The following is a 14,218-nucleotide window of genomic DNA, read 5'->3' on the forward strand; positions in this document are numbered from 1 at the left end:
GGTCAGATCCCGTGGCCGGCCTTCATCGCCTCGAATTCGTCCTCGAAGAAGAACTTCTCCTCGCCGAAAGCCGGTTTCAGCTGATTCAGCCAGGTGGCGTTCTCGTCGTAACGGGCAAAGAACGGACGCTGCACCCAGTCCGGGTTGCGGCCCTGGATGAAGCGCAGCACGAAGACCTTCTCCCCGCGGATCTCGGTCACGCCCTGGATCTCCACCTTGCCCGGATCGGCGCTCATGGATGGCCCGCGCGCGGTGCGAGCCAGCCCCGAGACCTGCTGCATGGCCTCGCGATAGACCTCCCAGGCGCGCGCCAGGGGCACCTCGAAGTAGCGCCGCGCGCCGGTGTCGCGTTCCACGAACATGTAGTACGGGATGATCCCCAGCCGCACCTGTTCGCGCCACAGATCGGCCCAGGCCTGCGGATCGTCGTTGATGTGGCGCAGCAGCGGGCCCTGGGCGCGGATCTCGGCGCCGGTGTCACGCACCCGGCGGATCGCCTCGCGGGCGATCGGCGTGCGCAGCTCGTTGGGATGGTTGTAATGCGCCATCAGCGCCACGTGCTTGCCGCCTTCGATCAGCTGTTCCAGCAGCCGCAGCAGGTCATCGGCATCGCTTTCGGTCACGAAACGGTAGGGCCAGAAGGACAGCGCCTTGGTTCCGATGCGTACCGTCTGGACATGCTCCAGCCCGGGGTCCAGCAGGGCTTCGAGATAGCCGCGCAGGTTCCTGGTTTTCATGACCATCGGATCGCCGCCGGTCATCAGCAGATCGGAGATCGCCGGGTGCTGGCGCAAGTACTGGTGCAGCAGATCGGCATCGGTAGAAGCGATACGCAGTTCCTTGTCCCCCACGAACTGGGCCCAGCGGAAGCAGAAGGTGCAGTACGAATGGCAGGTCTGCCCCTGACTGGGGAAGAACAGCACCGTCTCGCGATACTTGTGCTGCAGGCCGTTCATGACCTCGCCGTCATCCTCGTTGGGCCGGTTCAGTTCCATCTGGCCAGCCGGATGCGGGTTCAGCTCATCCCGCAGCTCCTTCGCCAGGGCCGCGATCTCCTTGCGCTCGGCCCCGCGGCGATGCAGCGCAGCCATCCGCTCGTAGGCCTCCGGGGACAGCATCTCCCGCTGCGGGAAGGTCAGCTGGAACATCGGGTCGTCCGGGATATTGTCCCAGTCGATCAGCTCGTCGATCACGTACTCGTTGATACGGAATGGCAGCACGCTGGACACCACGCGCATGTCGAAACGCATGGACTCGGGCACGCGCTCCAGGGCTTCGATCCGGTCCAGATTGCGATCGTTGTAGACCTTGAAGTCACGTGGCTCGATCGAGCCCATCTCCGGGTCCCGGTAGAACTTGAGAACGGAATTCATCCGTGCCTCCTGTCGACGGTCGATGCGCCCGCTCCGCCCCTCCGGGCCGTCGCGATCGTGGGAATTACGGTTACTTCGGGACCGAGGCGGTCACACGGCGGGCCTTCGGGGCGAGGGCTGCCGCCTCGGTGGTGAGCGGCGTCAGGGAAACAGCGACGCGTACGTTATCAAGCACCTTGCGGGCGGACAAGAGATTTCGCGTGACTCTCAGGTTACCACCCCTGCGGCAGTGTGGGTTACCCTCGCCGAACCTGAAAGGAGGGCGTCATGCACCCGGAATTCCCCCATGAGGACATCATCCACCTCAACCATGCCGCGGTCGGACCGTGGCCCCGGCGCACCGCCGAAGCGGTCGAGGCCTTCGCCCGCGAGAACCTGCATCACGGCTCGCGGGGTTATGGACGCTGGCTGGAAACCATCAGCGCCACTCGGGAGCTGGCGCGGCAACTGATCGGTGCCCCCGAAGCGGAAGACGTGGCCTTCGTGAAGAACACCTCGGAGGCGCTGTCCATGGTGGCCTTCGGTCTGCCCTGGCGATCGGGGCAGAACATCGTGATTCCCGAGGGGGAGTTTCCCTCCAACCGCGTGGTATGGCACGCCGCTGCCCAACGTTACGACCTGGAAGTCCGGGAGGTCGCCATCGGCGAGGAGCCCGAGCTGGATCTGCTAAGGGCCTGCGACCATGCCACGGCCCTGGTGTCCGCGAGTGCGGTGCGCTATGACTCGGGCCTGCGCATGGACGTGCAGTTCCTCGGTAACGAGCTGCACGGGCGCGGCATTCTGTTCTGCGTGGACGCCATCCAGCATCTGGGCGCCCTGCCCTTTGACGCGCCGGGATGCCGTGCCGATTTCGTGATGGCCGACGCGCACAAGTGGATGCTCGCGCCGGAGGGCATCGGTCTGTTCTACGTCAATCCCGAGGTCCGTGATCGCCTGGAGCTGAACGAATACGGCTGGCACATGCTCGAGCACGCCGGGGACTTCGACAATCCCGCGCTGACGCCCTCGCCCGGCGCCCGGCGTTTCGAGCCCGGCAGCCCCAACATGCTGGGCATCCAGGCGCTCCACGGCAGTCTGTCGCTGTTGCTGGAAACCGGCATGGACCGGGTGGACGAAGAGATCCGGGAGCACTGGCTGCATCTCGAGGATCGCCTGCGCGGGCTGGGCTGCGAAATCCTCAGTGCCCGCCACCGCCGCGCCGGCATCCTGACCTTCCGGCCCTCCGCGGGGCTGCTGGGGGACACCCCCCTGGAGACCGTTTACCACCGGCTGCAGGCGGATGGCATCCTGTGCGCCATGCGCGGCGGCGGGATCCGTTTCTCCCCGCATTTCTACCACGAGACCGCGGACCTGGACCGCGCGGTGGAGGGACTGCGCGAGGCCCTGCCGGTCCGGTAAGGCCGTTCAGAAGGTGTGAGTCTTGCGATCCGAATTGAGCATGCCGCCCAGGTGATCCTCGATGCGGCGGCGGGTCTGCCCCTTGTCGGAGGTGTTGAACTGGACTCCGATACCGCGCAGGCGGTTGCCCTGGGCCCGTGGCGGGGTGATCCACACCACCGTACAGGGCGTTGGCAGGCGATCGCCGTCGTCCAGCAGGGACAGCAGCAGGAAGACCTGATCGCCCAGCTTGTACGACTTGTCGGTAGGAATGAACAGCCCGCCGTTGCTCACAAAGGGCATGTACGCCGCATACAGCGCGGGTTTTTCCTTGATTGCCAAGGTCAGCATCCCTTGCCCGGCCATGAGCCCTCCCCGATTTCCACAGTGGTTTTTGCAGCGGCGCTCAGTATGCCCCGGAGCGCCCCCGGGATGCCAGCCGCCCCGCCGTCGTCTGCGCCAGCATGGCCGCCGCCATGTCTTCCAGCCGCAGCTGCGGGTTCAGCTGCGCGCGCGCCTGGCGCTGCCAGCGCCGCGATTCCTGGACCAGCGAGGCCAGTCCCCGCGCCCCGCGCTCGCGGGCAAAGGCCTGCAGCCGGTCCTGCGGGAACTGCGCGCCGAATCGATCCACCTCGCCGCTCGCCAGCCAGCGCTGGGCCGACAACAGCAGGGCCTGCCAGCGCGGCAGCAGGGTCTCCAGGTTGCAGCGCGCCAGCTGCGTGACCGCCGAATGCAGCTCACGAGCCTGCAACAGTTCCGCGAGGGCCTCACGTTCCTGTCGCCAGGCGGCGTGACGCTCGGGATCCGCCAGGAGTTCGGCCGCGACCACCGGGCGTCCGAGGCTGGCCGCCCAGGCCTCGTCCACCGCCGCAGGCTCCGGCGCGCCGGCGGCCAGCCAGTCACGTGCGGCCTCGAGATCCGGCGACGGAAGATGCAGATCCTGGCAGCGGCTGCGAATGGTGGCCGGCAGGGCCGAGGGTCGCGCGCTCTCGAGAACGATCAGCCCGCCCGCCGGGGGCTCTTCCAGTGTCTTGAGCAGCGCATTGGCCGCACTCGCGTTCATGGCGTCCGCCGGATGCAGCCGCAGCACGCGCCAGTCACCGGAGCCGCTGAGCGCCAGGAACTCACCGGCTTCGCGCACGGCATCCACCGGGATGTCCTTGCCCGACTCCGGCGGCATCACGTCGTGCAACTCCGGATGCACGCCCCCGACAAAACTGCGGCACCCGCCACATTCCCCGCAGGCCGGCTGCGTGCCCGCAGCCCGTTCGCAGAACAGGCGCTGGAGCAGAGCCGTAACCAGCAGGCCCTTGCCCACGCCCTCGGCGCCGGTGACCAGCAGGCCACCGGGCAGATGCCCGGCCGCCGCACGCTGCACCAGCGTCTCCCAGGGCTGCGCGAGCCACGGCGGCACCGCGCCCGGCTCGTTCACGTGGACGCCTCCAGCAGACCGCGGCAGCGCAGCCCCTCGAGCATCCGCTGTGCCACGGTGGCGGCATCCGCCGAGGCATCCACCACCAGGTAGCGCTGCGGTTCTGCATCGGCCCGGCGCCGGTAAGCCGCGCGGGCACGTTCGAAAAATTCCTCTGCCTCGCGCTCGATGCGGTCCCGACGTCCCCGCTGCACGGCCCGCTGCAGTCCGGTTGCCGGGTCGATGTCGAGCAGGATCACCAGATCCGGGCGCAGATCGCCCTGCACCCAGTCCTCCAGTGCTGCAACCCGAGTGTCGCCCAGACCGCGCCCGCCGCCCTGGTAGGCAAAGCTCGCATCGGTAAAACGGTCGCTGACCACCCACTGTCCCGCATCCAGGGCCGGGCGGATCACTTCGGCGAGATGCTGCGCGCGCGCCGCGAACATCAGCAACAGCTCCGCTTCAGGGATCATCTCCGGCAGGTCCGGATCCAGCAACAGGCCGCGCAGGCGTTCGCCCAGCCCGGTGCCCCCGGGCTCGCGGGTCGCGCACACCCGCTGGCCGGCCGCCTCCAGTGCCTCGACCAGGGTTCCCATCTGGGTGGTCTTGCCGGCCCCTTCGATGCCCTCGAGGGTCAGGAATTGCCCCGTCATCAACGTCCCCTTCGGCCGTAGCGGCTCGCGTCGCCATCCAGCTGATAGCGAATCACGGCCTCGCGATGTTCGCGATAGGTCTCGGAAAAATGGTGGCTTCCATCATTGCGCGAGACAAAAAAGAACTCCCGGGTGTCCGCCGGCCGCGCGGCCGCTTCGATGGCGGCCCGGCCCGGCAGTGCGATGGGCGTCGGCGGAAGCCCTGGCCGGGTATAGGTGTTGTACGGATGATCCCGCTCCAGCTCCGCGCCCGTCAGTCGTTGCACGCCGGTCTCCTGCACATACAGCAGCGTGGGATCGGTCTGCAGCCGCATCCCCTCGCGCAGGCGATTCACGAACACGGCCGCCACCCGATCACGCTCGTCGCCGCGCCCGGTCTCGCGTTCCACGATCGAGGCCAGGATCAGCAGCTCGTACGGATCCTCCAGCGGCAGATCCTCGGAACGCCCCGCCCAGGCCGCATCCAGCGTGGCCCGCATTGCCTCGTGGCCACGCCGCAGGACGTCCAGCGAGTCGGTCCCGGAGCCGAAGAAATAGGTATCCGGCAGGAACCAGCCTTCGGGATGCTCGATGTCGTCGAGGCCCAGAACATCCGGCAGATTATGGACCCCTACCGACTCCGCCGGCGGGTCCAGTTCATCATGCCCGCGCACCGCAGCGAGTGCCTGGCGCACGGTCCAGCCTTCCGGCAGTGTCAGACGGTGCCGGACCACGTCGCCACGTGCCATGGCCTGGACCAGTTCCGCCGGGGTCATCCCGGCATCCACCGCGTACTCGCCGGCCTGGAGCCGGCCCGCCACACCCTGTCGCCGCGCATACACCTCGACCACCCGCGCCGACTCCACCCAGCCGCGGCGTTCGAACTCCCGGCTGAGGCTGCGCAACCCGGTCCCCGGCTGCAGCTCGAAGCGCTGCGACTCCTCCAGGGCCAGTGGCCGTTCCAGCTGGCCCCGATACCAGTCGGCCAGCCACAGCGCCCCGGCCGCGACCGCAACGAGCGTCAGTACGCCCGTTACCGCCATGATCTTCCTAATCCGTTTCATGCAGTGCCCTCCTGAGCGCCTGCAGGGCCGCAGGCTCGGTCCTCGCCGCCCCGCCCCCGATCAACACGCCCGCGGCCAGCCCCAGCCGCGCGTTGCTTACATACAGTCCGTCGGCGGCCTCCAGACGCTCGTACGTCGGCCAGGCGACCTCGGTGCTGACGCCGAATGCCTCGGCGTTTTCCAGCACCCAGGCACGCCGCGTGCCGGCGATTCCGGCCCCGTCGACCGGCGGTGTCACGAGGTGAGTCCCCTCGCGCAACCACAGGTTCCCCTGCGTTGCACAGGTAATCCGGCCGACCGCGTCCTCCAGGATCGCCTCATCCTCGCCCTCGCGCCAGTGCATGCGCGCCAGCACGTTTTCCAGGCGTCCCAGGTGCTTGATCCCGCCGAGGGCCGGATTGACGCTGGCCGGTATCGTCGAAAACCCGATGCGCAGCGGCGTCGCCTCCGCCGGGTCCGGACGGGACAGCTCCGGCCCGGCACGGACCAGCCGGGTGACCGCCGGCTGCTCCGGAGGTGCATAGCCCCGCGGGCCGCGGCCCCGGGTCAGCGTCAGACGCACCAGCCGTTCCCCGGGCCCCGCCGCCGCCTCGATTTCTTCGCGCAACCGTTCCGGGTCCTGTGCGGGAAAGCCGAGGCGCTGCAGCCCCAGCTCGAGGCGCGCCCGATGCCGGGGCCACAGGCAGGCATGCCCCTGACGTACCAGCACCGTCTCGAACAGCCCGTCGCCCAGCAGCAGGCCGCGATCGTCGGCCGTCACCTCCGATCCGGAACCACCGTTCGCCCGACTCACCCCGCGCGCTCCACGTCGGCACCCAGTGCATCCAGCAGCCCGCGCGCCTTGTGCCGCGTCTCTTCCAGCTCCTGGTCGGGGTCCGAATCGGCGACGATCCCGGCACCGGCGCGAAAACGCAGTTCCCGATCCCGAACCACCAGGGTACGGATCAGGATATTGGTATCCATGCGACCATGATCACTGACATAACCACAGGATCCGGTGTAGGCGCCGCGCGGCACCCGGCCTTCCAGTTCCTGGATCACCTGCATGGAGCGGATCTTGGGGCATCCGGTGATGGTCCCGCCGGGGAAAGTCGCGCGCAGCAGTTGTTCCGCGCGCGTCCCCGGCCGCAGCCGAGCCGTGATGCTGGAGACGATGTGATGGACCCGGCGGTAGCTCTCGATGGTCATCAGCTCGGCGACCCGCACGCTGCCGGTGCGCGCCACGCGACCCAGATCGTTGCGTTCCAGGTCCACCAGCATGACGTGCTCGGCGCGCTCCTTGAGGTTGACCTCCAGTTCGCCATACAGCTCACGATCGGCCCGCGCATCCGGATCGCGCCTGCGGGTCCCGGCGATCGGCCGGGTTTCCGCCACACCGTCCTGCGCCGATACCAGACGTTCCGGCGAGGAGCTGATCACCTCCGCTCCCGGCAGCCGCAGCCAGGCCGCGAACGGCGCAGCGTTGGCACCCCGCAGGCGCCGATAGAGCTCGCCGGTATCCAGGGGCCGGTTCGCACGCGCGTGCCATTCGCGTGACAGGTTGGCCTGGAAGGTATCCCCGGCGCGGATGTACTCCAGCGCCCCGCGCACGGCCGCGCGGTAATATTCGGGATCGTCCTCCTCGATCTGCAGCGCCGGCAGGTGGCCGCCACCCGGGCCCGCCGCGGCATCCGCCGCCACCACCGCCAGATCGGCCTCCAGCTGCTCGCGTCGCGCGCGATCATCCCCGGCATCCACCCACCAGGTGACCCCTTCGTGATGATCGCGGATCAGCGCGGCGGGAAACCGCGTCGCAACGGCCGTCGGCAACCACGGATCCGGTGCGCAGTATCCCAGCGCCGGTTCCAGGTACCAGGCGAATTCGTAGCCCACATAGAGGAACCAGCCCCCGAAGAACGGCAGGTGGGCATGTTCGGGGGCCGGCGTGTACGCCGTCGGCGGAGACCCCAGATCGACATCGGCCGCTGCCAGCAATGCGTCGCCATCGCCGGCGTCCAGCGTGCGCCCGGGGAACGCAAACAGGATGGAAAAGCGCGCCGGCGCCTGCCCGATCAGGGCCGACTCCAGCAGATGCGGATAACGCTGGGGAAAACGCCCTGCGAGGATCGCCAGATCGATCCCCGAGGGCAGCCTTTCGACGGCCATGCCCGCGCGAGGCCGGCGTCAGATGGCGCGGAACACCAGGGTTCCGTTAGTGCCGCCGAATCCGAAGGAGTTGGAAAGCGCCACGCGGGTGTTCATGTCACGGGCCTCGTTGGCGACATAATCCAGATCGCAGCCCTCGCCCGGGTTGTCCAGGTTGATGGTTGGCGGCGAGACCTGATCACGCAGGGCCAGCGCGGTAAACACACCCTCGATCCCGCCCGCGGCACCCAGCAGGTGTCCGGTCATGGACTTGGTCGAATTGACCAGAAGGTTCTTCGCATGATCGCCGAAGGTCCGCTTGAGCCCCTCGGTCTCGGCCAGATCCCCGGCCGGGGTGGAGGTCCCGTGGGCGTTCACGTACCCCACTTCCTCCGCCTCAACGCCCGCGTCCTTCATCGCCCGCACCATGCACTTGGATGCCCCGCTGCCGTCCTCGACCGGCTGGGTCATGTGGTGGGCATCGGAATTCCAGGCAAACCCGGCGATTTCGCAGTAGATGTTCGCACCGCGGGCCTTCGCGTGCTCGTACTCCTCAAGGACCATGACCCCGGCCCCGTCACTGAGTACGAAACCGTCCCGGTCGGCGTCCCATGGCCGCGAGGCGCGGGCGGGGTCGTCGTTGCGGGTCGACAGCGCGCGCGCCGCGGCAAAGCCGCCAATGCCCAGCGGCGTGGTGGCCATCTCGGCCCCGCCTGCAACCATCGCGTCGACATCGCCATACGCAATCATGCGCGCGGCGTCACCGATGTTGTGGGTGCCGGTGGCACAGGCGGAGACGATGGAGATGTTCGGCCCCTCCAGTCCCCGCATGATGGAGAGATTGCCCGCCACCATGTTGATGATGGCGCTGGGCACGAAGAACGGGGAGATCTTGCGGGCCCCGCCCTTCAGGTAGGCCCCGTAGGAACGCTCGATGTAGGGCAGCCCCCCGATGCCGGAACCGATCGCGACCCCGATCCGCTCCGGATCGGAACTGTCCGCGGACAGCCCGGAATCATCCAGGGCCTGGAGCCCCGCCGCCAGACCATAGATGACAAACGTGTCCATCTTCTTCTGGTCCTTGACCGGGACATAGTCATTGGCATTGAAGTCCCGCACCGCGCCGGAAATCTTGACCGGCATGTCCGAGGCATCGAACACGTCGATGGGCGTGATCCCGCTCTTCCCGGCCTTGATGCTGGACCAGGCCTGGTCGATGGTGGATCCGACCGGGGACACGATGCCGAGGCCGGTGACCACAACACGTCGCTTAGCCAATGATGTTCTCCCTCGAAAGACGGCTGCACGCAGACGACGAAAAGGGGGCGCCCGGCGCGGGCGCGCACCCCATCGCCGCGACCATGGACCGGATCAGTCCTTGGCGTGCTCGTTGATGTAGTCGATCGCCTGCTGCACGGTGGTGATCTTTTCGGCCTGCTCGTCGGGGATTTCCGTTTCGAATTCCTCCTCGAGCGCCATCACGAGTTCGACGGTGTCAAGCGAGTCCGCGCCCAGATCGTCGACGAAAGCGGCGGCGTTCGTGACATCCTCTTCCTTGACTCCCAGCTGCTCGACAACGATTTTCTTGACGCGTTCTTCAATGCTGCTCATGGTTGAAACATCCCCTTGGATATGAGGCGGGTCCGGTAAAGGTCCGCCATTCTATTGAAAAGCACCGCCGTGATCCACAACCCCGGCGGAGGGCTCCGCGTAACGGGCCCGTGGCTCAGTGCATGAATCAGTGCATGAACATGCCACCATTGACGTGCAGGGTCTCGCCGGTAATGTACCCGGCCTCGTCGGACGCCAGAAAGCCCACCGCCGCGGCCACTTCTTCGGCATCACCCAGCCGGCCCAGCGGGATCTCGCCCAGCAGACGTTCGCGCGTCGCCTCGTCCAGCTCGCGCGTCATGTCGGTGTCGATGAACCCGGGGGCCACCGTGTTGACGGTGATGTTGCGGGCACCCACCTCGCGCGCCAGGGAGCGGGCGAAGCCGGCCAGCCCGGCCTTGGCCGCGGCGTAGTTGGTCTGTCCGGCATTCCCGGCCGTCCCGACCACCGAGCCGATCAGGACCACCCGCCCGCGGCGGGCCTTCATCATGCCCTTGATCACTTTCTGCGTGAGCCGGGCGGCCGCGGTGAGGTTGGTGTCGATCACCGCATCCCAGTCCTCGTCCTTCAGGCGCATGAACAGATTGTCGCGGGTGATGCCGGCGTTGTTCACCAGTACCTCGATGGCGCCCTCGGTCGCCTGAATGTCCTCCAGCGCGGTCCTGACCGATTCGGCATCGGTGACGTCCATGGCGACCCCGCGGCCACCCCAGGGGGCCAGGGCCTCCGAGATCCGGCCGGCGCCGGCGTCACTGGTGGCGGTGCCCACCACCTGCATGCCCTGTTCCGCCAGACGGCGGGCGATGGCCGCGCCAATGCCGCGGCTCGCCCCGGTCACGAGAGCGATTCGTTGGTTTTCCGACATCAACGGTTTCCTTGCTGTTGGGAAATGGGCGGTCAGCCGGCGGTCAGCCGGTCACGGACGCTTTCCAGGGTGGCCCGATCGGCCACGTCCGGATGATCAATCGAACGGTCGATGCGTTTCGCCAGGCCGGTCAGCACCCGACCGGGACCACATTCCACCTGCACGCCGGCGCCCGCATCGCGCAGCCCCTGCACGGTTTCCACCCAGCGCACCGGGCGGTACAGCTGCTCCGCCAGACGGGCCTTCAGGCTGTCCACGTCGCTCGCCGGTGCGGCAGTCGCGTTCTGCCACACGGGGATCTCCGGGGCACGGAATTCGGTATTGTCCAGCACCGCCTGCAGACGTTCGGCCGCCGGGCGCATCAACGCACAGTGGGAGGGGACCGACACCGGCAGCTTCAGCGCCCGTTTGGCGCCCGCATCGCGAGCCGCCGACACCGCGCGGTCCACGGCCCCGGCCGTGCCGGCGATCACCACCTGTCCCGGTGCATTGAAGTTCACCGCCTCCAGAGTGTCGCCGTCCGCCTGTGCCTCGCACAGGGCGATCACGTCGGCATCCTCCAGGCCGAGGATCGCGGCCATGGCTCCCTCCCCTGCGGGCACGGCGTCCTGCATGGCCCGGGCGCGCTCGGCGACCAGACTCACCGCATCCCGAAACCGCAGGGCCCCGGCCGCGACCAGGGCGCTGTACTCGCCCAGGCTGTGGCCGGCCACCGCTATGGGCTCCGGCACCCCCTGTTCACGCAGCATCCGCCAGCAGGCCACGCCGGCCGCCAGCATCACGGGCTGAGTCCAGCGGGTCTCGTCAAGCTGTTCCGCCGGTCCGTGCTGAACCAGGCTCCACAGGTCGGCATCCAGGCAGTCCGAGGCTTCCTGGAAGGTATCGCGCACCACGGCGAAATCATCACCGACATCGGCGAGCATGCCCACCGACTGGGACCCCTGTCCCGGAAAAACCGCTGCCCAGGAAACTGTCATGGTTCGTGTCCGAAATTCACTGGATGAGAAAGCGGGCGTAGTTTAGGCGCTGACGCCGCCCCCGGCAAACCCCGCAACGCGACCGGCACCGTGTCCGTAAAACGAAAAACAGGGGGTTTCCCTTGAGTTCCGTCCACGCATCCGCATAATGTCGCAACCCTGACTCATTACGCGAGGAACTGCATGGCGAAGGAAGACGAAATCGAGCTCGAAGGAACGGTCGTCGAGACGCTCCCCAACACCACCTTCCGGGTGGAGCTCGAGAACGGGCACACGATCACCGCGCACATCTCCGGGAAGATGCGCAAGCACTATATCCGGATCCTGCGCGGCGACAAGGTCATCGTGCAGATGACGCCCTACGACCTGAGCAAGGGTCGCATCGTCTACCGCAACAAGTAAGCGCGCCACAGTCTCTCCGGCATGCAAAAGGCCGGCGCCCCGAGGGGTGCCGGCCTTTTTCGTGAGGGACACCACAGGCTCGCAGTGTCCCGGTCGCGGTCGGGTCAGGAAGAGACGGCGGGTTCGTGGATGTCCATCTCGAGGCCGTCCTCGCCCAGGCGCACGGTCACTTCGCCACCCTGCGCCAGCTTGCCGAACAGGAGTTCGTCCGCCAGCGGCTTCTTGATGTGCTCCTGGATGGTCCGTCCCATCGGCCGCGCACCCATCTGGGCGTCGTAGCCGTGTTCGGCCAGCCAGGCGCGCGCCTCGGATTCCACCGTCAGGGTCACCTTCTTCTCGTCCAGCTGGGCCTGGAGCTGGGTGAGGAACTTGTCGACCACGTTCAGGATGGTCGCCTCGTCCAGCGGGCCGAACTGGATGGTGGCATCCAGACGGTTGCGGAATTCCGGGGTGAAGGTCCGCTTGATGGCCTCCATCGCGTCAGTGGAGTGATCCTTGCGGGTAAAGCCCACCGACGGCCGCGAAGCCGCTTCGGCACCGGCGTTGGTGGTCATCACCAGGATCACGTTGCGGAAATCCACTTCCCTTCCGTTGGCGTCGGTCAGCGTGCCGTGGTCCATCACCTGCAGCAGCACGTTGAACACGTCCGGGTGCGCCTTTTCGATCTCGTCCAGCAGCAGCACCGAATGCGGATGCTTGAGGATGGCGTCCGTCAGCAGGCCGCCCTCGTCGTAGCCGACATAACCCGGCGGCGCACCGATCAGCCGCGAGACCGTGTGGCGCTCCATGTATTCGGACATGTCGAAGCGGGCCAGATGGATACCCATCTGCTGGGCCAGCTGACGCGTGACCTCGGTCTTGCCGACACCGGTCGGACCGGCGAACAGGAAGGAACCGATCGGCTTGTCCTGGTCACCCAGGCCGGAGCGCGACATCTTGATGGCGGTGCTCAGGGTGCCGATGGCCTCGTCCTGGCCGAACACCGTCATCTTCAGGTTGCGTTCCAGGTTGCGCAGGGTCTCCTTGTCGGTGCTGGACACCGATTTCGGCGGAATCCGCGCGATCTTGGCCACGATGTTCTCGATGTCCTGCACGCCGATGGTCTTCTTGCGCTGGCTCACCGGCAACAGCTGGCGACTGGCCCCCGCCTCGTCGATCAGGTCGATCGCCTTGTCCGGCAGGAACCGATCGGTGATGTAGCGGTCCGACAGCTCCGCCGCAGCCTGCAGCGCCGGCTTGGTAAAGCGCACGTTGTGGTGCGACTCGAAACGCGACTTGAGCCCTCGCAGGATCTGATAAGTTTCATCCACCGTGGGCTCGGGTACCTCGATCTTCTGGAAACGCCGCGCCAGTGCGCGGTCCTTTTCGAAGATCCCGCGATACTCCTGATAGGTGGTCGAACCGATGCACTTGAGCTCACCGGAGGCCAGCATCGGCTTGATCAGGTTCGAGGCATCCATTACCCCGCCGGACGCGGCACCGGCCCCGATGATGGTATGGATCTCGTCGATAAACAGGACCGCGGCGGGTTCCTTCTTGAGCTGGGCGAGCACCCCTTTCAGGCGTTTTTCGAAGTCGCCGCGATACTTGGTTCCGGCCACCAGCGCGCCCAGGTCCAGGGCATAGACCGTGGCTTCCTCGATCGCTTCCGGCACCTGGCCATCGACCACACGCCGCGCCAGCCCCTCGGCGATCGCGGTCTTGCCGACCCCGGCCTCGCCCACCAGCAGCGGGTTGTTCTTGCGCCGCCGGCAGAGGATCTGGATGGTGCGCTCGATCTCGTGGTCCCGCCCGATCAGCGGGTCGATCTCGTCATTGCGCGCCTTCTCGTTGAGGTTGGTCGCGTACAGCTGCAGCGCGTTGGTCTTTTCTTCGGTCACCGTCTCGCCCTGCTGCTCGGAGGATTCCTCCGCCTGCTCCTGGTGAATCTGGCCGAGCTCGTCCTCGCCGACCTTCGAGATACCGTGGGAAATGAAGTTGACCACGTCCAGACGCGAGATGTTCTGCTGGCCCAGCACGTACAGCGCCTGACTGTCCTGCTCGCCGAACAGCGCCACCAGGACGTTGGCCCCGGAGACCTCCTTGCGACCACTGGACTGCACGTGGAACACCGCGCGCTGCAGGACCCGCTGAAAACCGAGGGTCGGCTGGGTCTCGCGCGTGTCGTTCGGCGGGATCCGCGGGGTGTTTTCGTCGATGTAGGACTCCAGTTCGTCGCGGATCCGGTCAAGATCCGCACCGCAGGCACGCAGTACGGTGGCTGCACTGGGGTTCTGGGCCAGGGCCATCAGCAAGTGCTCCACGGTCACGAACTCGTGGCGTTTCTCGCGGGCCTCCTTGAAGACCAGGTTCAGACTGAATTCGAGTTCCTTGTCGAGCATG

Annotated in this window: 14 protein-coding genes; 2 read left to right on the forward strand and 12 right to left on the reverse strand. The window is 67.1% G+C overall.

What is annotated here, in order from left to right; all coding sequences use genetic code 11:
• Nucleotides 1-2: 2 nt before the first annotated feature.
• Nucleotides 3-1,373, reverse strand: a complete 1,371-nt coding sequence (locus F790_RS0107230) for a KamA family radical SAM protein (protein WP_019591232.1) — start codon at nt 1,371-1,373, stop codon at nt 3-5.
• A gap of 267 nt (nt 1,374-1,640) precedes the next feature.
• Between F790_RS0107230 and F790_RS0107235 the strand changes: the two genes are divergently transcribed.
• Nucleotides 1,641-2,771, forward strand: coding sequence for an aminotransferase class V-fold PLP-dependent enzyme (locus tag F790_RS0107235; RefSeq protein ID WP_019591233.1), 1,131 nt, complete (start codon nt 1,641-1,643; stop codon nt 2,769-2,771).
• Nucleotides 2,772-2,777: 6 nt separating this feature from the next.
• On the opposite strand, the gene F790_RS0107240 is transcribed toward F790_RS0107235, so the two are convergent.
• The 10 genes from F790_RS0107240 to fabD form a co-directional block, all read right to left on the reverse strand.
• Entirely contained in the window at nt 2,778-3,116 is a 339-nt protein-coding gene (locus F790_RS0107240; RefSeq protein ID WP_018869403.1) for a PilZ domain-containing protein, read from the reverse strand.
• 40 nt (nt 3,117-3,156) lie between these two features.
• Nucleotides 3,157-4,182, reverse strand: a complete 1,026-nt coding sequence (locus F790_RS0107245) for a DNA polymerase III subunit delta' (RefSeq protein WP_018869402.1) — start codon at nt 4,180-4,182, stop codon at nt 3,157-3,159.
• On the reverse strand, nt 4,179-4,814 hold the full coding sequence (tmk, locus tag F790_RS0107250) for a dTMP kinase (RefSeq protein ID WP_019022049.1): 636 nt from the start codon (nt 4,812-4,814) through the stop codon (nt 4,179-4,181). The genes F790_RS0107245 and tmk overlap by 4 nt, the downstream gene beginning before the upstream one ends.
• Nucleotides 4,814-5,857, reverse strand: a complete 1,044-nt coding sequence (gene mltG / locus F790_RS0107255) for an endolytic transglycosylase MltG (protein ID WP_026279456.1) — start codon at nt 5,855-5,857, stop codon at nt 4,814-4,816. Before mltG ends, tmk begins: the two co-directional genes overlap by 1 nt.
• Nucleotides 5,844-6,650, reverse strand: a complete 807-nt coding sequence (locus F790_RS0107260; RefSeq protein ID WP_198004657.1) for an aminotransferase class IV — start codon at nt 6,648-6,650, stop codon at nt 5,844-5,846. The genes mltG and F790_RS0107260 overlap by 14 nt, the downstream gene beginning before the upstream one ends.
• Complete coding sequence (locus F790_RS0107265) at nt 6,647-8,002, reverse strand: aminodeoxychorismate synthase component I (RefSeq protein ID WP_019591235.1); 1,356 nt, start codon at nt 8,000-8,002, stop codon at nt 6,647-6,649. Before F790_RS0107265 ends, F790_RS0107260 begins: the two co-directional genes overlap by 4 nt.
• Before the next feature lie 18 nt (nt 8,003-8,020).
• Nucleotides 8,021-9,241, reverse strand: a complete 1,221-nt coding sequence (fabF, locus tag F790_RS0107270; protein ID WP_019022045.1) for a beta-ketoacyl-ACP synthase II — start codon at nt 9,239-9,241, stop codon at nt 8,021-8,023.
• A 111-nt stretch (nt 9,242-9,352) separates the two neighbouring features.
• Nucleotides 9,353-9,592 carry an acyl carrier protein gene (gene acpP / locus F790_RS0107275; RefSeq protein ID WP_018869396.1) on the reverse strand — a complete coding sequence of 80 codons (240 nt, stop codon included), beginning with the start codon at nt 9,590-9,592 and terminating at the stop codon, nt 9,353-9,355.
• Between the two features lie 127 nt (nt 9,593-9,719).
• Nucleotides 9,720-10,457: a 3-oxoacyl-ACP reductase FabG gene (gene fabG, locus F790_RS0107280; RefSeq protein ID WP_018869395.1), complete on the reverse strand. Its 738-nt coding sequence runs from the start codon at nt 10,455-10,457 to the stop codon at nt 9,720-9,722.
• A 32-nt stretch (nt 10,458-10,489) separates the two neighbouring features.
• Complete coding sequence (gene fabD / locus F790_RS0107285; protein ID WP_083938860.1) at nt 10,490-11,434, reverse strand: ACP S-malonyltransferase; 945 nt, start codon at nt 11,432-11,434, stop codon at nt 10,490-10,492.
• A 183-nt stretch (nt 11,435-11,617) separates the two neighbouring features.
• Between fabD and infA the strand changes: the two genes are divergently transcribed.
• Entirely contained in the window at nt 11,618-11,836 is a 219-nt protein-coding gene (gene infA / locus F790_RS0107290; protein ID WP_018861401.1) for a translation initiation factor IF-1, read from the forward strand.
• Between the two features lie 104 nt (nt 11,837-11,940).
• On the opposite strand, the gene clpA is transcribed toward infA, so the two are convergent.
• Nucleotides 11,941-14,217: an ATP-dependent Clp protease ATP-binding subunit ClpA gene (gene clpA, locus F790_RS0107295; protein ID WP_019591237.1), complete on the reverse strand. Its 2,277-nt coding sequence runs from the start codon at nt 14,215-14,217 to the stop codon at nt 11,941-11,943.
• Between the last annotated feature and the right edge of the window lies 1 nt (nt 14,218).

The organism is Thioalkalivibrio sp. ALE20 (assembly GCF_000381405.1).
GTDB lineage: Bacteria > Pseudomonadota > Gammaproteobacteria > Ectothiorhodospirales > Ectothiorhodospiraceae > Thioalkalivibrio.

What these genes read in the sequence shown, in the direction of transcription:
- F790_RS0107230 (WP_019591232.1), bottom strand. Translation starts at nt 1,373, where the DNA reads ATGAATTCCGTTCTCAAGTTCTACCGGGACCCGGAGATGGGCTCGATC.
- F790_RS0107235 (WP_019591233.1), top strand. Translation starts at nt 1,641, where the DNA reads ATGCACCCGGAATTCCCCCATGAGGACATCATCCACCTCAACCATGCC.
- F790_RS0107240 (WP_018869403.1), bottom strand. Translation starts at nt 3,116, where the DNA reads ATGGCCGGGCAAGGGATGCTGACCTTGGCAATCAAGGAAAAACCCGCG.
- tmk (WP_019022049.1), bottom strand. Translation starts at nt 4,814, where the DNA reads ATGACGGGGCAATTCCTGACCCTCGAGGGCATCGAAGGGGCCGGCAAG.
- mltG (WP_026279456.1), bottom strand. Translation starts at nt 5,857, where the DNA reads ATGAAACGGATTAGGAAGATCATGGCGGTAACGGGCGTACTGACGCTC.
- F790_RS0107265 (WP_019591235.1), bottom strand. Translation starts at nt 8,002, where the DNA reads ATGGCCGTCGAAAGGCTGCCCTCGGGGATCGATCTGGCGATCCTCGCA.
- acpP (WP_018869396.1), bottom strand. Translation starts at nt 9,592, where the DNA reads ATGAGCAGCATTGAAGAACGCGTCAAGAAAATCGTTGTCGAGCAGCTG.
- fabG (WP_018869395.1), bottom strand. Translation starts at nt 10,457, where the DNA reads ATGTCGGAAAACCAACGAATCGCTCTCGTGACCGGGGCGAGCCGCGGC.
- fabD (WP_083938860.1), bottom strand. Translation starts at nt 11,434, where the DNA reads ATGACAGTTTCCTGGGCAGCGGTTTTTCCGGGACAGGGGTCCCAGTCG.
- infA (WP_018861401.1), top strand. Translation starts at nt 11,618, where the DNA reads ATGGCGAAGGAAGACGAAATCGAGCTCGAAGGAACGGTCGTCGAGACG.
- clpA (WP_019591237.1), bottom strand. Translation starts at nt 14,217, where the DNA reads ATGCTCGACAAGGAACTCGAATTCAGTCTGAACCTGGTCTTCAAGGAG.